Annotated in this window: 19 protein-coding genes; 1 reads left to right on the top strand and 18 read right to left on the bottom strand. The window is 45.6% G+C overall.

Annotation, left to right across the window (positions count from 1 at the left end; genetic code table 11):
• Positions 1 to 192: 192 nt before the first annotated feature.
• The 13 genes from AC0YN6_RS12255 to gpr all read right to left on the bottom strand — a co-directional run bounded on the left by AC0YN6_RS12255 (position 193) and on the right by gpr (position 12,895).
• The gene (locus tag AC0YN6_RS12255) at positions 193 to 399 is read right to left on the bottom strand and encodes a hypothetical protein (protein WP_475747126.1); all 207 of its coding nucleotides are present in this window, start codon (positions 397 to 399) and stop codon (positions 193 to 195) included.
• Entirely contained in the window at positions 399 to 557 is a 159-nt protein-coding gene (locus tag AC0YN6_RS12250) for a YfhD family protein (RefSeq protein ID WP_475747125.1), read from the bottom strand. Before AC0YN6_RS12250 ends, AC0YN6_RS12255 begins: the two co-directional genes overlap by 1 nt.
• 109 nt (positions 558 to 666) lie before the next feature.
• Positions 667 to 1,797, bottom strand: a complete 1,131-nt coding sequence (dnaJ, locus tag AC0YN6_RS12245) for a molecular chaperone DnaJ (protein WP_475747124.1) — start codon at positions 1,795 to 1,797, stop codon at positions 667 to 669.
• 104 nt (positions 1,798 to 1,901) lie between these two features.
• Positions 1,902 to 3,731, bottom strand: a complete 1,830-nt coding sequence (gene dnaK / locus AC0YN6_RS12240) for a molecular chaperone DnaK (protein ID WP_475747123.1) — start codon at positions 3,729 to 3,731, stop codon at positions 1,902 to 1,904.
• Positions 3,732 to 3,814: 83 nt separating this feature from the next.
• Complete coding sequence (gene grpE / locus AC0YN6_RS12235; RefSeq protein ID WP_475747122.1) at positions 3,815 to 4,375, bottom strand: nucleotide exchange factor GrpE; 561 nt, start codon at positions 4,373 to 4,375, stop codon at positions 3,815 to 3,817.
• 59 nt (positions 4,376 to 4,434) lie between these two features.
• Positions 4,435 to 5,460, bottom strand: coding sequence for a heat-inducible transcriptional repressor HrcA (gene hrcA / locus AC0YN6_RS12230; RefSeq protein ID WP_475747121.1), 1,026 nt, complete (start codon positions 5,458 to 5,460; stop codon positions 4,435 to 4,437).
• 253 nt (positions 5,461 to 5,713) lie between these two features.
• A complete protein-coding gene (locus tag AC0YN6_RS12225) occupies positions 5,714 to 5,989 on the bottom strand; it encodes a hypothetical protein (protein WP_475747120.1) in 276 nt (91 codons plus the stop codon).
• Positions 5,990 to 6,186: 197 nt separating this feature from the next.
• Complete coding sequence (locus tag AC0YN6_RS12220; RefSeq protein WP_475747119.1) at positions 6,187 to 6,657, bottom strand: N-acetyltransferase; 471 nt, start codon at positions 6,655 to 6,657, stop codon at positions 6,187 to 6,189.
• A 92-nt stretch (positions 6,658 to 6,749) separates the two neighbouring features.
• Positions 6,750 to 7,910, bottom strand: a complete 1,161-nt coding sequence (gene hemW, locus AC0YN6_RS12215; RefSeq protein WP_475747118.1) for a radical SAM family heme chaperone HemW — start codon at positions 7,908 to 7,910, stop codon at positions 6,750 to 6,752.
• A 142-nt stretch (positions 7,911 to 8,052) separates the two neighbouring features.
• Positions 8,053 to 9,870 carry a translation elongation factor 4 gene (lepA, locus tag AC0YN6_RS12210; protein WP_475747117.1) on the bottom strand — a complete coding sequence of 606 codons (1,818 nt, stop codon included), beginning with the start codon at positions 9,868 to 9,870 and terminating at the stop codon, positions 8,053 to 8,055.
• An 80-nt stretch (positions 9,871 to 9,950) separates the two neighbouring features.
• Entirely contained in the window at positions 9,951 to 10,391 is a 441-nt protein-coding gene (locus AC0YN6_RS12205) for a hypothetical protein (protein WP_475747116.1), read from the bottom strand.
• Between the two features lie 39 nt (positions 10,392 to 10,430).
• On the bottom strand, positions 10,431 to 11,681 hold the full coding sequence (locus tag AC0YN6_RS12200) for a stage II sporulation protein P (RefSeq protein ID WP_475747115.1): 1,251 nt from the start codon (positions 11,679 to 11,681) through the stop codon (positions 10,431 to 10,433).
• Between the two features lie 206 nt (positions 11,682 to 11,887).
• A complete protein-coding gene (gene gpr, locus AC0YN6_RS12195) occupies positions 11,888 to 12,895 on the bottom strand; it encodes a GPR endopeptidase (RefSeq protein WP_475747114.1) in 1,008 nt (335 codons plus the stop codon).
• Positions 12,896 to 13,112: 217 nt separating this feature from the next.
• Here gpr and rpsT point away from each other — a divergent pair, with 217 nt between their 5' ends.
• On the top strand, positions 13,113 to 13,385 hold the full coding sequence (gene rpsT / locus AC0YN6_RS12190) for a 30S ribosomal protein S20 (RefSeq protein WP_475747113.1): 273 nt from the start codon (positions 13,113 to 13,115) through the stop codon (positions 13,383 to 13,385).
• Positions 13,386 to 13,513: 128 nt separating this feature from the next.
• Here the strand turns inward: rpsT and holA are convergent, their stop codons facing one another.
• The 5 genes from holA to AC0YN6_RS12165 form a co-directional block, all read right to left on the bottom strand.
• Entirely contained in the window at positions 13,514 to 14,548 is a 1,035-nt protein-coding gene (gene holA / locus AC0YN6_RS12185; RefSeq protein ID WP_475747112.1) for a DNA polymerase III subunit delta, read from the bottom strand.
• 301 nt (positions 14,549 to 14,849) lie between these two features.
• The gene (locus AC0YN6_RS12180; protein WP_475747111.1) at positions 14,850 to 15,839 is read right to left on the bottom strand and encodes an anti-sigma factor family protein; all 990 of its coding nucleotides are present in this window, start codon (positions 15,837 to 15,839) and stop codon (positions 14,850 to 14,852) included.
• The gene (locus AC0YN6_RS12175) at positions 15,836 to 16,384 is read right to left on the bottom strand and encodes an RNA polymerase sigma factor (protein WP_053376850.1); all 549 of its coding nucleotides are present in this window, start codon (positions 16,382 to 16,384) and stop codon (positions 15,836 to 15,838) included. Before AC0YN6_RS12175 ends, AC0YN6_RS12180 begins: the two co-directional genes overlap by 4 nt.
• A 389-nt stretch (positions 16,385 to 16,773) precedes the next feature.
• Positions 16,774 to 19,356, bottom strand: coding sequence for a DNA internalization-related competence protein ComEC/Rec2 (locus tag AC0YN6_RS12170; RefSeq protein WP_475747110.1), 2,583 nt, complete (start codon positions 19,354 to 19,356; stop codon positions 16,774 to 16,776).
• Between the two features lie 108 nt (positions 19,357 to 19,464).
• The gene (locus AC0YN6_RS12165) at positions 19,465 to 19,995 is read right to left on the bottom strand and encodes a deoxycytidylate deaminase (protein WP_475747109.1); all 531 of its coding nucleotides are present in this window, start codon (positions 19,993 to 19,995) and stop codon (positions 19,465 to 19,467) included.
• Positions 19,996 to 20,013 lie beyond the last annotated feature (18 nt).

The following is a 20,013-nucleotide window of genomic DNA, read 5'->3' as shown; positions in this document are numbered from 1 at the left end:
CTCCAATGCCAATCGTAAACGGCTATCATCGACCTTAGTCGACTAGACAAACGTTTCGCTTTAAAAACCTAACCTCTATTGTACACCAGAGTAGTGCCTTTACACAAAATAATGACACAATCGACTCATATTTAATCGTATAAAAGTAATAAAGGGACTGAAGGCGATATTAGCCTTCAGTCCCTTTTATGTTTAGGTAATCGTCGTATTAGCGTTGCCGCCCATTTGTTTAATAAGATGTAGTGCTCGTTCAGCGACTTCATCATCTACAGTTGCCGTCAGCAGACCGCTATCAAACAATCCATTCACTTCAATAGCGCGCAGCGCTTGAAGCTTGCGCATGGTTTCCTGAGCAGCCCCTTCACCCTCGAAGGTTGCTTGAATTTCAATTTGACTCATTATCCCTGCTCATTGCGCGCATCTGCTTGCGCTGCACGCTCTGCTGCTTTGCGATCTGCTTCGTCTGCAAGCTCCTCGGAAAACTCTACATCTTCATTTTTACCAATCGGCAAGTTGCCAAAGTTTACTTTTTCCAAGCTGTTGTTATTGTCTGTCATGTTATTAGTTCCCTCCGGTTGTTTGTTGATGTATGGTTTTCCTACCCGAATAGAGTATGTTTTTAAGCCTGATTCTATACAACTGAATACAAAAAAAAGACGTGCCGGGTTATTCACCACGGAACGCCTTTTTCATTTTTTTAAAAATGTTTTCATGATGCTCTGAATCATTTGATGCAGAATCACCGTTTAGTCCGCCAAACTGACGAAGAAGATCCTTCTGATCATCCGTCAAGCTAGTCGGCGTTACGATGGTAACCTTAATATGCTGGTCGCCTTGACCGTAACCGCGCAATTTCGGTACACCTTTGCCTTTAAGCCTGAAATAAGTGCCTGTTTGTGTGCCTGCTGGCACCTTCAACTTCACTTTCTCGGTTAATGTAGGAATCTCAATTTCATCGCCTAGCGCGGCCTGTACGAATGTGAGCGGAACCTCGCAATAAATATCGTCGCCTTCACGCTCGAAGAACTCATGCGCCTTCACACGGATAACAATATACAAATCGCCCGCTGGACCGCCGCGAAGACCGCCTTCACCTTCGCCAGACATACGGATTTGTGCACCGTCATCTACGCCCGCTGGAATGCGAATGTTGATTTTGCGTTGACGCTTCACTTTACCTGCGCCGTGACAAGTAGAACATTTATCTTTAATCACACGGCCTGTGCCGCTGCAGTTTGTACAAGCACGACGGTTGACCATACGGCCAAACGGCGTATTTTGAACGACCTCTTGCTGACCGCTGCCCTTACAAACGGAACAGCTTTCCGGTTTCGTACCCGGCTTCGCTCCGTCTCCATGACAGGTATCACATGTTTCTGTGCGTGGAATCGTAATTTCCGTTTCCTTGCCAAATACTGCTTCCTTAAACTCAACTGTCATCGTGTACTGCAGATCGTTGCCTCGCTGCGGTGCATTTGGATCACGACGTCCGCCGCCTCCGCCAAAGAACATGTCGAAAATATCGCCGAAGCCGCCGCCAAAATCAGCACCGCCGCCTCCGCCCATACCTTGGTTTGGATCAACATGGCCGAATCGGTCATACGTTGAACGTTTTCCGTCGTCACTGAGTACATCGTAAGCTTCCTTAACTTCCTTGAACTTCGTCTCTGCATCTGCAGCCTTGTTCACATCGGGATGATATTGACGCGCCAGCTGACGGTATGATTTTTTAATTTCGTCTGCCGATGCTTCCTTGCCAACACCAAGCACCTCATAATAATCACGTTTGCTTGCCACCTGTTCTCACCTCCACTATTTATCATATGATTCCTCATGCATTTGCGCACGAAAGGAGGTCAAAGCCAGGTAGCGCCTGTCTTTGACCTCTCGCTCGCTACACTTTATTTATTATCGTCAACCACTTCATAATCAGCATCTACAACATTATCTTTTCCTTTAGCTGCACCAGCATCCGGTCCAGCACCTTCAGCTTCTTGAGCAGCTTGCTCATAAAGCTTCACGGAAAGCTGTTGAACGATTTCAGTCAGCTCTGCAGCTGCTGCATTGATTTGCTCAAGATCGTCTGTTGCAAGCGCCGCAGTTACTTTCTCTTTTGCAACGTTAGCTTTTTCGATTTCAGCAGCATCAACTTTATCGCCTAGATCCTTAATCGTTTTGTCAACAGAATAGATCAATTGGTCAGCGCTGTTTTTCGCTTCTACAAGATCACGACGTTTGCGATCTTCCTCAGCGTTAAGCTCAGCATCCTTCATCATTTGATTGATTTCATCTTCACTTAGGCCGCTTGATGAAGTAATCGTAATTTTTTGGCTCTTGCCTGTACCTTTATCAAGAGCTGATACGTTTACGATACCATTCGCATCGATATCGAAAGTAACTTCGATTTGCGGAACGCCGCGCGGTGCAAGAGGAATATCATTCAAAGTGAAACGACCAAGTGTTTTGTTGCCCGCTGCCATCGAACGCTCACCTTGCAGGACGTGAATTTCAACGCCTGGCTGATTGTCTGCGTAAGTGGAGTACACTTGCGATTTGCTTGTAGGAATCGTTGTGTTGCGATCGATCATTTTTGTGAACACACCGCCAGCAGTCTCGATACCAAGCGACAATGGAGTAACGTCTAGCAATACAACGTCTTTCACATCGCCTGTCAATACACCCGCTTGAACAGCAGCACCAAGTGCAACAACTTCATCCGGGTTAACGCCTTTATGCGGATCTTTGCCGATCAATTTTTTTACAGCTTCTTGTACTGCAGGAATACGTGTCGATCCGCCTACAAGGACAACTTTATCGATATCGGATGGAGACATTCCAGCATCGCTAAGCGCTTGACGAGTTGGTCCAAGCGTACGCTCTACAAGAGTAGCAGCAAGTTCTTCGAATTTCGCACGAGTAAGGCTAAGCTCCAAATGCTGAGGAACGCCATCTACCATTGTAATAAATGGAAGTGAAATAGCTGAAGTCAACACGCCGGAAAGTTCTTTTTTCGCTTTCTCAGCAGCATCTTTCAGACGTTGAACAGCTGATTTGTCTTTGGATAGATCGATGCCTTGCTCTTTTTTGAACTCAGCAACCATATGATCGATTACAACTTGGTCAAAGTCGTCTCCACCTAGCTTGTTGTCACCGCTTGTCGCTTTAACTTCGAAGAATCCGTCGCCAAGCTCAAGGATGGATACGTCAAACGTACCGCCGCCAAGGTCATATACAAGAATCGTTTGATCTTCAGTTTTCTCAAGGCCGTAAGCAAGTGCAGCAGCTGTTGGCTCGTTGACAATACGCAATACTTCAAGGCCAGCAATTTTACCAGCATCTTTAGTAGCTTGACGTTGGCTGTCGTTGAAATAAGCAGGAACCGTAATTACCGCTTGCGTTACTGTTTGACCCAAGTAAGCTTCTGCGTCAGCTTTCAATTTTTGCAAGATGATTGCAGAGATCTCTTGTGGAGTAAAATCTTTATCATCGATTTTTTCTTTATGGTTCGTACCAATGTGACGTTTAATTGAGCTGATTGTACGATCCGGGTTTGTGATCGCTTGACGTTTCGCCGTTTCACCGACTACACGTTCGCCGTCTTTCTTAAAACCTACTACTGAAGGTGTTGTACGGTTGCCTTCCGGGTTAGGGATAACAACTGCTTCTCCGCCCTCCATTACTGCTACGCAAGAGTTTGTTGTACCAAGGTCAATACCAATTACTTTACTCATAGCTATAGTTCCTCCTACAAATTTTTATATTTTATCGTAATAACAGCTCGCTTCGTCTCCTATTAGGAGAGAAAGTGTACCATTTAACTGCTTACTTTAACCATTGCTGGACGCAATACCTTGTCTTTCAAGATATAGCCCTTCTGAACTTCCTCGACAACGATGCCTTCTTCATGCTCATCGGAGTCCACTGTCATAATCGCTTGATGGAATTCAGGATTAAATGGCTCGCCAACAACGTTCATGGCTTTAAGACCTTCCTGCTCCAGCGTTGACTCAAGTTGACGGAAAATCATGTCTACACCCTTCGCGAGTGATTCGAAATCACCGTTTACAGATGCAGCAGCTACAGCACGCTCAAAATTATCTACAACTGGAAGCAGTTGATCGATCAGCTTCATCGAAGCATACTGTCCAAGTTCTTCTTTTTCCTTCAAAGTACGGCGACGGAAATTATCGTAATCCGCTTGTACGCGCAGGATGCGCTGCTCTTTCTCTTCTGCCAGCTTCACAAGCTCCGCATAACGCGTATCTTCTTCCACTACCTCACCTGCCGTATCCTCGTATGCTTGCTCTGATTGCTCAGCAGATACTACTTCTTCCACTGCCTCAGCGGCTTCATTATGTTGTTCTTTCGTACTCATGCAATCACCTCCTAAAAAAGTTTACGAAGCAAACTTGGCATAGTAATCATTATTTTCAATCACTTATACCAGCGGCCAAGAAGGACCGCCATATCCTTGGACATAATATCCAATAAACTAATGACTTTGCCGTATTCCATTCGTGTTGGTCCTAGAATACCGATCGTTCCCAGCGATTGGCCATCAATGGCATAGGTTGCTGTGATAAGACTGCAATCGCTAATTGCCTTATGGTCATTTTCTGTCCCAATACGTACTTGTATACCTGACGGAAGGCCGGTAAACATTTTCATAATGGCTGGTGTCTCATCAAGCAAATCTAATATCGTTTTTACTTTGTCTACATCCTTGAATTCAGGCTGTGTCAGCATATTTGTTGTACCGCCTAAGAAGATCCGATGCTCATCTTCATTTTGCAGCGCATGATCCAGAACCTGTAACAGCTGCTCATAATGATCAACATGCCGCTCAAGCTCTTGCCCAACTTCAGTGTAAAGCTTCGACCTTAGACGAATTAGCGGAACGCCAACCAATCTCGTGTTCAAAATGTTAACGACCTTCTCCATTTCCTCCATCTTGAGGCCTTCAGGAATCGAAATCGTCCGATTTTCAACATGTCCAGTGTTCGTTACGATAATAGCAACTGCCGATGTTTGATCAAGCGGCACAAGGCCAAAATGCTTAAGCGATGTGCTGAACATTTCCGGTCCAAGTAAGATGGATGTGTAATTGGTTAAATTGGAAAGGATCATCGCCGTTTGTTGAATAACCTGCTCCATTTGATTCATTTTGTCCGTTACGAACGAGCGAACCACACCAATGTCCTTCTCATCCACTTCGCTAAGCTTTATTAAATGGTCGACATAATAACGGTAGCCTTTCGTTGATGGGACACGCCCTGCTGACGTGTGCGGCTGCTCTAGAAAGCCTAGCTCCTCCAGATCCGCCATTTCATTGCGAATGGTAGCTGGACTAAAGCCAACGTCACCGCGCTTCGAAATACTGCGTGAGCCGACTGGTTCAGCCGAGCGAATATAATCATCCACTATTGCATGTAAAATCATCCGTTGTCTCTCCGTCAGCATTCGAATTCCCCCTACGTAAATGTTAAATCCGTTATTTCGATGTACCTTCGTTAGCACTCAATCCGATCGAGTGCTAATCATTACTACAAAAATACCAAACCAACTTGTCGATTGTCAAGTCAGTTCGGCATTTTTCGTGCGCCAATTTCAATATTCAAACCAAAACATTAACATTTCATTAATGATTTCTTCAACAAAAAAACCACCATACCCATTGAAATGATCAAATGGTATAGCGGTTCTATTCACGGAACTATACTTTACGTACTCTTCCAGCTTCATCAACTGCATATTTCTCTCTTCTTACGCGTGTTTCACCTTGATATAGCTCGATGATTCGAAACGGAGAAACGGAGTCATCTATAATAACTTTCCAGCCATTTGTGTTTAGCAAAGCGAACAGTTCATCATACCCCATCGCTTTAAAACCATAAAAACCGCTAAATCCTGCCCATTTCTTCAGAAGCACCGTTGTTACATGCTTAAGCTTATCTTCTACAGCTACAATTTGATCTTTTCTTTGGCTCATTTTTTATTTCTCCTCTATATGACAATAAACATCTACCTTGACTATATACCAAAACGCGCTGCATTACTATCAACGAGTTCGGACAAAATGACTTAATGGTCATAACCAGCAAAAAAACCACAATCCCGATAGTCTTATCCAAGCGCTAAAGGAGAGTGGTCTTGTTTGTAAAAGAAAGATCGTTTCACAAAAAACAATTAGTCCAGCATTCTCAACACGGCAATCTCGTCGCATGCAAGCTGCTTCGGACAGTTGATACAATCCTTCCATACCTTTTCGGGGAAAATTTCTTTATTAACGACTTTAAAGCCATTTTTCTCAAAAAAGGTTACTTCATACGTTAAAGCCATAATTTTCGGAATTTTCTGCTCCCGAGCCTGCTCAATCAACGCATCTACCAACTTACTCCCGATTCCAAGGCCTTTGTAGCCCTCGGACATGCCTAGCGAACGAATCTCGACTAACTCATTACCGAGTCTCGTAAGCGAGCCACAGCCGACGACTTCTTCTCCGATTTCCGCGACGACGAATGTATCTATCATATATTCGAGCGCTTCCCGAGTGCGAGGCAGCATAATGCCTTTCTCTGCATAACCTTTAATTAATTGAAACAAAATTTCGATATCGTCTGACGTCGCTTTTCTACATACGACTTGTACAGTCTGCATTTATGCATTCGCCTCCACCCGGTGCAAGTTCATAATCAATATGAATAAATATACACCACAACGAATTTTAACTCAAGAGTATTTTAGCCAATCTATCCGATAAATGCGCCAAAAACTTCATTCCCGAGCAGCACGCCTTTGTCTGTCAAACGATAAATAATGTCATCCTCTGTTTTCTCAGCTTCCAATAAGCCATCACTCATCAATTTACGAATAACATCGCCAAATTTATCCTCTAGCTTTTGCCCGTCAAACTGATTAGAGAAGCGCGACGCTGGAACGCCGCTTAGCAATCTAAGCCCTACCATCATTAAATCCTCCATCGCCTCAGCAATAGGCACCTCAAACGATTCAAGACGTGGTAACTTCTCCTTCGCTGCTTCGATATATGGAGTAATCCCTTTTAGGTTGACGTGACGCATCCGATTCACATAACCGTGTGCTCCCGCTCCCAAGCCGTAGTAAGGCTCATTGCGCCAATAGGTGGAATTATGGCGGCTTTCATAGCCCGGTTCAGCGAAATTACTAATTTCATAATGCGCGTAGCCGTTTTTCTTCAGCATGTCCATTAATAGAATGAACATATTAAACTCTTCTTCCTCTGGTGGCAAAGGAAGCTCGTTGCGTTCATACAGCTTATGGAACAACGTATTTTCTTCTACTTTAAGACTATAGATGGAATAGTGAGGTAAGCCCAGCTCCATCGCTTTGTTCACACTATCTTTAAGCAGTTCTACCGTTTGACCTGGCAAACCAAACATCAAATCGATCGATAAGTTGGTGAATCCGACTTTACGCGCATTATCGATGCTGCGATAAACATCATCAACACTATGAATGCGGCCAATACGCTCCAGCAAGCCATTATCAAAGGACTGAACCCCGAAGCTGATCCGATTCACGCCGCCTTCCTTCATAGCCGTCAACTTATCAATATCCGTTGTTCCAGGATTCGCTTCCATCGTAAACTCTACATCTGGAGAGAGCGGGAAATATGTGCGAACTGATTTTAGAAATCTCTCCATTTGCGGAGGAGTCAGTACTGTAGGCGTACCGCCGCCGACAAATACAGTATCAATTTCAACTGGCGGCCATTCTGCTACCGTACGCTGCATTTCTACTTCAAGCGCATCCAGGTATTGATCAACTGGCTGCCCCTTCAGTACGTATGAAGTGAAATCACAATAATGGCATTTATTCGTACAAAAAGGAATGTGTATATATAAAGCGCGCGGTGATTGCGTTATGGTCATCGTTAACATTCTCCTTCAAGCGTAAACAGTTGACACGCTTCCTCACGGTGCGGTATCGTCTCGCATTGAAATATAATCAATTTATTCATTTATTATGAATAGAAAAGAGGGAGAGCTGCGCCCTCCCTCATCCTCGTACGTTTTAATCCTCGCCGATTTTGAGTACCGCCATGAACGCTTCCTGCGGCACCTCTACACTACCTACTTGCTTCATCCGCTTCTTGCCTTCCTTTTGCTTTTCAAGCAGCTTACGCTTACGGCTAATGTCACCGCCGTAGCATTTGGCAAGAACGTTTTTACGCATTGCTTTTACTGTCTCACGCGATATGATTTTGTTGCCGATAGATGCTTGAATCGGCACCTCGAACATTTGACGTGGAATAAGTTCCTTCAGCTTCTCACAAATAACCTTGCCGCGTTGGTAAGCACGATCGCGGTGGACAATGACAGACAAAGCATCAACCTGTTCATTGTTGAGCATAATGTCCATTTTGACCAGATTGGACCTGCGATAGCCCGATATCTCGTAATCGAACGATGCATAACCCTTCGTGCTTGATTTCAACTGATCGAAGAAGTCATACACAATTTCTGACAACGGGATTTGATAAGTAAGCGTTACACGATTCAAATCCAAATATTCCATATTCTCGAATTCGCCGCGTTTGTTTTGGCAAAGCTCCATAATTGCGCCGACATAGTCATTTGGTACAATGACAGCCGCCTTAACATAGGGCTCTTCTACGAAGTCAAGCTTGCCAGCTTCAGGATAGTTCGATGGATTATCAATCTCTAACGTATCGCCATTCGTCATTGTTATTTTGTAAACTACGCTTGGTGCTGTTGTAATAAGCGGGATGTTGAATTCCCGTTCAATCCGTTCTTGAATAATTTCCATGTGAAGCAAGCCAAGAAATCCGCAGCGGTAGCCAAAGCCCAAAGCAGTTGACGATTCCGGCTCATATTTGAGTGATGCATCGTTAAGCTCCAGCTTCTCAAGGGCATCACGCAAATCATTATAGTCTTGCGTCTCGATCGGATAGAGTCCGCAGAATACCATCGGATTAATCTGACGATATCCCGGCAGACGCTCAGGTGCAGGTTTCTTCGCATCAGTAATTGTATCGCCGACACGTGTGTCCTTCACGTTCTTGATGCCCGCAACGACAAATCCAACATCGCCAACCGCAAGCTCCTTCACGATCGACATGTTCGGCATGAATGCCCCAACCTCGATGACCTCAAATTCTGCTCCCGTTGCCATAAACTTAATTTTATTGCCTGCTTTGATGCTTCCATCCATAACCCGTACATAAACGATAACGCCTTTGTAGGGATCATAATGGGAGTCAAAAATAAGCGCTTTAAGCGGCTGATCCGGATCTCCTTCTGGTGAAGGCATCTTCGTAACAACCTGCTCCAAAATTTCCTTAATGCCGATTCCCGCTTTAGCGGAAGCTAGTACCGCGTCGCTGGCGTCCAATCCAATTACATCTTCGATTTCCTGCTTTACCCGTTCAGGCTCCGCACTTGGCAAATCGATCTTGTTAATAACAGGTACGATCTCCAAATTGTTATCTAACGCCAAATATACGTTAGCCAACGTCTGCGCTTCAATGCCTTGCGCAGCATCAACAACGAGCAAAGCACCTTCACAAGCAGCGAGACTGCGTGAAACCTCGTATGTAAAGTCGACGTGTCCAGGCGTGTCAATCAGATTGAGTATATACTCGATCCCGTCATCTGCAGTATACGCTAAGCGTACCGCTTGCAGCTTAATCGTAATTCCGCGTTCCCGCTCCAAATCCATTTTGTCAAGAACCTGCTCTTGCATCTCGCGAGATGTCAATGCGCCGGTAAATTCTAAGATCCGGTCAGCAAGCGTAGACTTTCCGTGGTCTATATGCGCGATAATGGAAAAATTCCTAATTCTCTTTTGTCGGTCACGTACGTCAGTCATGCCTAACCCCCACAATTTCCAATAATGCTATTCATTCCTCCTATTATATCAGTTAAGGGGAATACCAGCAATGTTCATTATCACTTCGTCAAGCCATCGAATATGGATACGACCATCCGAATGCCTTCGCTGGACATATTTTGCAGCAGTCCAGATGTAGAATCTGCGATCTTATTCACTGCTGGCTGATCATTTTCTAGAGGAAGTCCAGGCAGCCGCTCATTCTCCACCCGCAAGCTTTCCGCAGTCTCAGACGATTTCGAATCGACTCCACTCTCTGCAAGTTGCTTTAGTTCCATAAGCTCCTTCTCAAGCCTTGCAATTCTTTTCTGCTGCTCCGTTTGAACGTCATCAATTGGCTGCACAGTTTGCCCTGCCTGGTCAATCTCTGTATATTCGTTAACACCTTCTATTGGTCCGTAAATCCGTTCAATACCTACGGAGGATCTTTCTATCCCGTACATAATGATAATCGCCATAGCACCGCCAATTACCGCCCATTTCAGGCCATTCATTTTCATCTATTCATTCACCCTCTCCTTGGATTTATATAATGGACTCTAGTTTGCCGAAGCCTTCTCGTCTGCCCAATAGATTTCTGAAATGATTTCGCCAAGCGCATCCGCTGTACGATACGATTCCTCTAATGTGTTATCTACACCGCCTACTTCAATCAACACATTATCCTCAGCAAGCGATTGATTGTATTCAGCATTGCCGGATGAGGCTGTTTTACCCCAAATCCCACGCGAGATGCCCGGATATTTTTTGTCGAGCGCTTCATGTATTTTCGTCGCGAACGCTTCGTTTTTTTCCCAATTCGGATTTTTATGTCCAATGATGAAATAAACCTGCGCATAGCTTTTGCCATCGATATCGATCGTCGTATATTTCCGCTTCTGTGAATCGCGGTGAAGATCAAAGAAAAACTTCAAATCCTTGCTGCTCGCAATCGCTTCCTTCACCGTCTTCATCGAATATTTATAAGAATAATTCCAATCGTAATCTTTAATGGCAGTAGGATAATCCGTGTTGGAATGCTGCGCACCTATGCCCTTCTCCTCCAGCTTCTGGGCGAGCCTTTTGCCAACCAATGTAATATTTTTTGTTGCGGAGTTCGGGTCCTTCTTTTTGTCGGTCAGGACAGGATACCAGGATTCGCGGTTATGCGTGTGATAAATAAAAGCCACCTTCTTGCCGCCTGTTGTAGGCTTATCCTTTTCCCCCTTATCTCCATTGCCAACTCCTGCTGGCGGCTTCTCTGTCTGCACAGGCTTCTGTTCCTCTTCCGTTCCCGCATCGTTTCCGTTGCTTGGTACATTCGTTCCATTGTCCTCATGAAGATCCCCCAGCGGATCATACGTGATCGGAGCATTGTCCTCTGGCCCTACCGCTGTATCCGTGCCTATACCCTTACGGATTAAGATCGCATCATTCACGCTCATGCCAGGCAGCTCACCAGCGAGCAAGCTTTTTGGATCGTTAGGATTTATATCCGTTAAAGCCCTCATAAGAAACGCGCTTATTTGTTTGGATGTAAAAGATTCCGTATCTCGACTGCTTTGAAAAGCAGGCATTTCCATCTCTAGCATATCCCCAAAAAATCCGCTCGATACAGCAGCAGCGAATCCTTTCATCGAATTAACCGGCGAAGCCGTCGTTTGCTGATGCGCCATTCCCGCTGCACCCAGCAACAAAAAAAACAGCATAGAGCAAAAAGAGAGCAACGCGAACGTACGTCCCGTTACTAGCAATTGTCTTATTCGTCTACTTTCTTTCCCTACATCCAGCAGCATGATTTTTCGTTTCATTAGTTTTATTACCTCCCGCTTCATAGCGCTAGTGGCTTTTGGTCACTACTAAACTATGAGAGTGATAGAGTTCATAGAACCATATCTATATTAATAATCGCAGGTGATAGAGTAGGGATAGAGATTATAGACATTGCAAAACAAAGAGACTGTTCCAAAGGGCGCTTAGCCTTCTGGACAGCCTCGTATGTGAAGCTCGTATAAAATTAATGAGTATACGCAGCTACATTCTCGGTATCTACCGCTTCATGCAACGCAGCATTTAAACCACTCGCAATAATATTAGCGATATCCTCAATAAATTCGTCAATTTCTTTGGGAGTAACCAGCAGGTCGTGTCCAAGCGGACTGAGAACTTCTCTAACAAGCTGCAGCCGCTCGTTCTCCTCCATCTGATTAACCAATCCCAAGATCTGATCCGGATTGCCGTTTTGCTTCTTAAAATGGCTATTCATCATTTCAAGCGTATTATTGACAATGGTCGAGGCATAAACAACCGTTGGCACTCCAATAGCAATAACTGGGACTCCCAAAATTTCCTCCGTAAGCCCTTTTCGTTTATTGCCGATACCTGAACCCGGATGAATACCCGTATCCGCAATTTGAATCGTCGTGTTGACTCTCTCTACTGCCTTGGAAGCAAGTGCATCAATTGCAATGATGAGGTCTGGCTTCGTTTTTTCGACGATGCCATGGACGATCTCACTTGATTCGATCCCCGTTATGCCAAGCACGCCTGGAGCAACCGCGCTTACGGCACGGTAACCAGGCGCCACTTGATCAGGCATAAGCTCAAAATAATGGCGAGTCACCATCACATTCTCTACCACAATCGGACCGAGGGCATCCGGCGTAACATTCCAATTTCCTAAGCCGACAATAAGCACTCTAGCAGTTTTGCTAATCGAAAGCCTTTCAAGAAAGGCTTCAAAATGTTTGGCGAACTGCGTCGCCACTCGGTCCTGCAAACCTGTATCGCCGTTTCTTAGCTCTGGAACCTCAATTGTCACATAATGTCCTTGCATTTTCCCAATGGCCTGAGATCCCTGCTCGTTTTGAACATGAAGCTGTGTTATAGTTATACCTTCATCCTCTGTCGTTTCGGATTGTATGCCTGGAATCGGCCCGCCCTGCGGTGCCTCAGCCATTTCCTTAGCTTCAAGAGCCAGATCCGTTCTGACATTATATTTCTGCAAATCAAGATCATTATCCATTGCTCATTCTCCCTTCAAACACCAGTTCTGAAGTTATTGTTTGCAGATGGATTATTTTCATACTCCTCGTTGTATCTTTAACCTTATCGAATACAGTTTTCGGAAGGCACCTTCCGCTCTTGCTTTTTGGGGATCGCCGTGTTAATATACTTTAAGTTGTGTTGTCTAGGTTTATGATGTAAATAAACCTTTGTAAATAGTTTAGGAGGTGAATTCCATGCCAAATATTAAATCCGCGATTAAACGCGTTAAAACAAATGAAAAGCGTCGTGCTTTAAATGCATCCCAAAAATCTGCACTTCGTTCGGCCGTTAAATCTGCTGATACAGCTATCGCTGGTACTGATGTAGATGCTGCTAAAGCAGCTCTTATCGCTGCAACGAAAAAGTTGGATAAAGCAGCAACTAAAGGCCTGATTCATAAAAATGCGGCTTCCCGCAAAAAATCACGTCTTGCTAAAAGATTGAATGCCCTTTCGGCTCAAGCCTAAGCAGGATACTCGCTTAAACGAATGACAACCATTCGTTTAGCACACAAAAAAGCTTCACTGCTCTTATCGAGCGGTGAAGCTTTTTTGTGATTTCTCATTTTCGCAAAAAAAAGGCAATGGAGAAGACGCTAAGCGCCCTTCTCCATGCCAAGTGAAAGCAAATAAAGCTCCAAACCGAGCGTTTTGTCAATAGCTCCGGTCTTCATCTTATAATCAAGGTCTGCGAGTGATGCAAGCAATCTGCCCAGTCGAGCTACTTGAAACTTGCGGCTTTTCTCTGCAGCCAGCTTCACGGCATAGGGATGCAGTCCCAATTGACCGGCCATTTGCTGAGGGGAATATTGATGCTGCTCGAGCTCTTTAATCTGCAGCATAATCCGCAATTGTCTTGCGATCAGCGCAGCGATCTTAATCGGTTCCTCACGGCGAACAAGCAGCTCCCTATACAAACGTATAGCACGATCGATACGAAGCTCAGCAATCGCATCCACAAGCGCAAACACGTCCTCCTCTACGGTTGCCGATGTAAGCATCGAAGCAATTTCTACATCGATGACACCTCCTGTACCCGCATGCAAACAGAGCTTGTCCACTTCTTGCGATAACTGCTGCATATTGGCACCTGCACGAGAGAGAAGCAGCTCCGCCGCATCTGCAGACAACGTCCGTTGTTGGTCGGTTGCCCGCTTGATCATCCATTGCTTAAGCTGAGCAGCATCCAGTTCAGGAAAGGGAACTAAACTGTTTCTTTCTTTTAACGTCTTTACAAGTTTCCGACGTTCATCCAGCTTCTCTGCTTGAACAGAGATGACGATAATCGATGTCTCCGAAGGATTTTCCATATACTGAATCAGTTTCTCTGGACGATGCTCAAGCTTTCCGCCTTCTTTACCTCCTGCACAAAGAACGGTCGCATCACGAATTAATATAAGCTTGCTCTCAACGAAAAACGGCGATGTTTCCGCTTCAAGCACAGCTTCTTCAATCGAAGTTTCTGCTGTATCAAATTTAACGATGCCAAGCTCTCGCTCCTCAGCCGTAAACATCGCTTCGGTCAACACGTTTATGAATTGCTGAATCCGATAGCGATCTTTACCATAGAGCACGTAGATTGGACGAAATCGTCCGCCCTTTATTTCTTTTAATGCTTCCTTTGCATCCATACCTTCACCTCGTCGCGAGTAAGTACAATTAGACGGCAACAAAGGGATGAGCGATTTAAAGCCTCATCCCTTTACCGAACATCTATATAAACATACACAGGCAGGTCCATGGTACCGCCCTGCGGATGGTCATACGACGTTAATGGTTTGTCGCAGACACTATCGTTGCTAACATTATACGCATAAATCGATGGATGTGTGCACAAATATCCCTATTACAGCAAATTACGATGCACCGTCGATTGTATTATACAACAAATATAAGCCAAGCAGCATCTCGTTGCTTGACTTATATTTCAAATTAACGTGTAGCCTTCTGCTCCTTGAGTGTGGCAAGATCAATCACATATTTCTCAATTGCCCCTTGCTCAACATGAACCTCGTAGGTCAGTGTCGCACTATCCTCCGACCAACTCAAATTCATAAGCTGACCGTTTTTACGGGAAGATGTGAATACTATCGACTGATCCGATACAACATTCACGATAATCTTAAAGTTATCAACTTTCCCGCTATAGCGCCCATCTGGCGATACAATTGCCGTGCTGTTAGCCGTAATGCCATGTTCATTCTGATCTTGGTTTTTATGCAAACCCTCAGATTCGCTCGAAGTCGAAGTGACGCCTTTTATGGAATTTTCTTCACCATCAATGATTTGCTTATCAATAGACTGTTCGTCGGCAGCAGGATGAGATTTAAACGAACCGCTTTTAGTCGTAAATTCTTGTGGGCCTTCAGCTTTACGTTCAACACCTGCTGCTTCGGTCCTAACCTCCGATGCGCCATTAGCCGCGTTCTTATCCGAATTATACGACATCCCGACTGGCGTATCGTTTACTATATCAGCAGCAGAATTATCCGATTTGTTCGCAGGAAATAGCGTAGCACTCATATCGCCCATCGAACCCGAATTATACGTAACTAAAAACAGTCCTGCCACAATTCCGGCAGCTACAATGCCGCTCATTGCACGCATGGACGGCCAGCGCCTCTCACGCTTCGAACGACGCTTTCCACCTTCCGTCCTGCTGAGAATGGACGGAGATTCCGCTTCTGGTTTACCAAACAGCTCCATTTGCTCTAACTGTGGCATGATCGCATCGACCAAGCTATAGCTCGGCATAACCTTTGGCAAACTTGTAAGTTCGGCGGATAACAATTGTAACCGCTCAAACATGGCTGCACAGTCCGGACACTGTCTAGTATGATTCATCAAGACTTCTTTCTCGCTTTCATCGAGATCGTCGTCTAGCTGTCTTTGCATTAATTCCATCACCTCTTGACATTTCATCCCCGGACACCACCTTTCTGATAATCATGAAGTAACGTCTGCAGCTGTTGCCTAGCTCTGAACAAATAAGATTTCACCGTATTGAGCGGCAAATCAAGCGAATCTGCAATTTCATTGTAAGAGAAATCCTGTAAGTACCGAAGGACGACAACCGCTCGATGATGCTCTGGAAGCTTATCGATAGCAGCTTGAATGTCTTTAACAGCATAAGCAGACATTACTTCGTCCTCCACGTTTTGTTTTTCGTGGAATACCATGTCGTGCTCATCTATAGAGACGGTCGGTTTATTTCTCCGAAATTTATCAATGCAAATGTTTGTTACAATACGCTGAATCCATGTTTTAAATTGCGCTTTTTCTTCGTACGAGCCTATTTTTGTATAAATGCGGATGAGCGCTTCCTGCGCTGCATCGAGAGCATCCTGTTCATTATTTAATATATAATAGGCTGTCCGATAAACATGTGTTTCAATCTCTCGCAATAGAGTGATTAAAGCATCGCGATCTCCCGATTGGGCGGCTCTTATAAGCTCCGGCTCCACCACGAAGGATCCCCCTCTCTTGCAACCATTCTGACGAACCGGTTGCGTTAAATGTTGCAGATAGATTAGAAAAATCACTTTATTTTTTTTAGTAAGATTAACCAGCAGAGCGATTGTCCCCTAGCGGGACTGATTACGATTCACTAAACAGGTAAAAAAGATAAAAAAATATACAGATACTCGCTGCGCTGTGAATGTTTCGAAATTTACTCCACATTAAAGGATACCAAATTTCCAGTACTCCGTATATAGAACACAGTTGAAAGACCAACGGAATTTCTCTAATGAACAATAACTAAAAATGATTTATAAATAATATGAAATTCGAATCATTAACTCCAACATACCTATTCAACAAATTTCTTCGCCACAGTTAAGTTCTATCAGATTCATTATTTTTTGGTATAAGTATATAGGTCTTGGCTCGTAACTGTAAACCGAACCTCGCCATCTAGATCTGTTCTCCAAAGAGCAGTTCCTGCGTCTTCTAGCCTAGACAGCACTTCCGGGCTCGGATGACCGTAGCTATTCGCAGCGCCTACCGACGCTACTGCCCCTAGTGATCGCCAATATTCAAGCCACTCCTTGCTAGTAGAATTACGACTGCCATGATGTGCGACTTTCATAACATTGATTGACGACTGCTTTGCACGTATTAACGATTGTCTCTGATCATTACGAATAATGGTTCGTTCCGTAGCAGAATTAATATCGCCAGTAAATAAGAAATTAGAATAATAAAGCTGCACGTTCAAGACTATACTTGATTCGTTCTGCTCCTCCAGGTGCATGACATCTCTCTCCAACTGCGGCATCGGCCATAATACACTTAATGTTGTTTCTCGATCTAATTGATAATCCATCCCTGCTGCTGCATGATAGAGCGGGATTTGCAAAGAAAGTGCTAGCTTCATCAACTGCAGTGCATCATCCGCCTCCTTGACCGTACCGTTCCACCAAATGCTGCGAATCGGTATCGTCTCCATCACCGCTTTCAGTCCACGAATATGATCGCTGTCCAAATGAGAAATAATGAGAATATCGATTTCCCTCACGCCTCTTTTCATTAACAATGGGACCAGCACCTTTTTGCCCACTTCAAAAGGGTCGCTCCGCTGCTTCCATTCCTGACCCGGCTTGATAAAAGACAACGTCCCGCCGCCATCAATTAAAACATGTTTGCCGCTTGGCGTACGGATATGTACAGCATCGCCTTGACCGACATCGATAAAGCTAACCATTGCATCTTTATTTAATATATCCGGCTCATACGCGTAAAAGAGCATCATAATAACTAAAAATAGAAGTCCGAATAAACCAATGCATATTTTTCTATTATTCTCTTTCACATTTAGGAATGGATCGAATTGTCCGAGTGGTACAGTTTCATCCGAAGCGGCAGCAGTTTTCTCTAGAATTGCAGCTTTACGCCTTGCCCAAAGACGCAACATGCGGAAGATGGCGCCAAACACGAATAGCCATGCAGCAACCCACCACAGAGGGGGTGTTGCCCATATCGTTCGAAGCGAATCCATCCCAGACAACTGATCAACAAACGCAAAAGTCCAATCATTCGCATAATGTGAAGCATTGGCGAGCAGCTTGCCTCCTGCTTCCCAAGGAATGGCAAGTAGAAGCGCAGCTGCGCCGAGCGGCATGACGATAAAGCTAATAAATGGAACGAGTACAAAGTTTGCGAGCATAGACAGTACATGAAACTGATTAAAGTAGTAGATGGTTAGCGGAAAAGATACTATCTGAGCTACAATTGTAACGGCAGCTAGGTCAAGTAACGGTTTGCCTCTGCGCCACTGCGGCATCGTTTGCCTGACAGGTTGAACACCAACAATTAATCCTATCGTTACGATAAAAGAAAGCTGAAAGCTTACATTTTCTATAAAGAAGGGATCATATATCAGCATAAGGACTGCGGCGGCGGCAAGAAGATGAAGACCGTCCTTCAGCTTTCCCATCCGCGCCGCTAACAGACCTAATACAGACATAAGTCCAGCACGAACTACCGAAGGCGAGGCACCGGCAAGAAGCACGTAAAGGGGAACAGACAGCATGAGGATCAGCAGTATTCGTTCACGGCTGATGCGTCCAAATCGAAGCATACCACTAAGTGCGTAGAGGAACACCGCGACATGAAGCCCTGAAATAGCCAAAATATGCGTTAAACCAAGTCGCGAAAATTGCTGGAACTGCTCCGGATCGAGGTCCTCGCGAATGCCGAGGACGAGCCCCTTCATGTATCCTGACTGTGAGGAGGGATACAGCTGGTCCATCCGCGCGCCAAGCCAGTCGCGCGCGTTGTCGACGCGGCCGAGCAGCGCGGCCGCGGTCCACTTGGGGCCCGGCGCCAGCTTGGCGGCGGCGGTGCCCTTCACTTTGAGCAGCCAGTGGATTCTCTGGCTGCTCAGATAGCGGCGGTAATCGAATCCGCCGCTATTAGATGCGCCAGCCGGCCGCGTCAGCTCGCCGGCAATGCGCACTATGTCGCCGCGCTGCCAAGCCGCGGCGATGGCCTGCTCCGGCTGCTCCGCCAGCCGGATACGCACAAGCACTCGCTCGCGCACGACTCGCGCTGCGGCTTCGCCCTCCACGTGGATGCTATTCGCCTCCACGCGAAACATGGCGCGGTCGCCATCGACCTCTACCGCGGACACAATCGTACCGACCGCCTCCGCCGCATACGCAGCTCGCGGTCCATCCGCCTCAGCGGCGGCAAGCAGCGCCGGCAGCTCAGTCACGTTCCGGGCATCCGCCCATACACGTTCTCCTGCGGCAAGGCCTACTGCAAGAGCACAGGCAGCCGCAAGCTGCCAAGACGCCTGCCTGCACAATACAGCAGCGGTCGCGAGCAACACAGCCGCTCCGCCTACAAGCAAAACGCCGCGGCTGCTTAATCCCGCAGCTGCGGCGCTTCCTATTACCCAGCAAATCGCAAACCATATCAAAGGACGTCGATTCACGTTAAGCTCCCCCTATTCTCTAATCGGTAAACGAAATAAAAAAAACCTCTGACGCATCAAAGATGCAATCAGAGGTTCCTCCTCTTTCCAACTATTCAACAAGACATCCTAAGATGTTACATCCATATGTGCTTGAGCAGGCGGCTCGAAATGATCCAAACAACGGAATGTAATGCCCTTCTGAGCCATCAGGCTGATCACCTTTTCGCTATCCTTCGGATAACTGCGATGGTAGACGATTTCAATGACACCGCTATTGGCAAGCATATTGGCACAGGTCCAGCAAGGCTGATCGGTTACATACACCGTTGATCCTTCGCGATCTGTACGAGCTGTGAACAGCAGTAAGTTTTGCTCTGCATGGATTGTGCGAATACAGCGCTGTTTCTTGAACAGCTGCTCCTTGCCATCAACCAGCTTCATCTCAACTTCCTCTGCTATCATGCAGCCTGCTTCTAAGCAGTCCTGCACGCCCATCGGTGCTCCGTTATAGGCTGTGCCGAGCAGTTTCTTCCCTTGCACAAGCACTGCACCAACATGTCTGCGCGGACAACGCGAACGCGTCGAAACCATATAAGCGATATCCATAAAATACGTATCCCAGTCCTTGCGGTCGGCATCCTTCGTTTGGGTATTCATAACTTCAACTTCCTCTCT

The sequence above is a fragment of the Paenibacillus sp. J22P15 genome (genome assembly GCF_056269345.1).
Note: the sequence above shows the minus strand (reverse complement) of the source record. Positions and strands in the feature narration are given on the sequence as shown.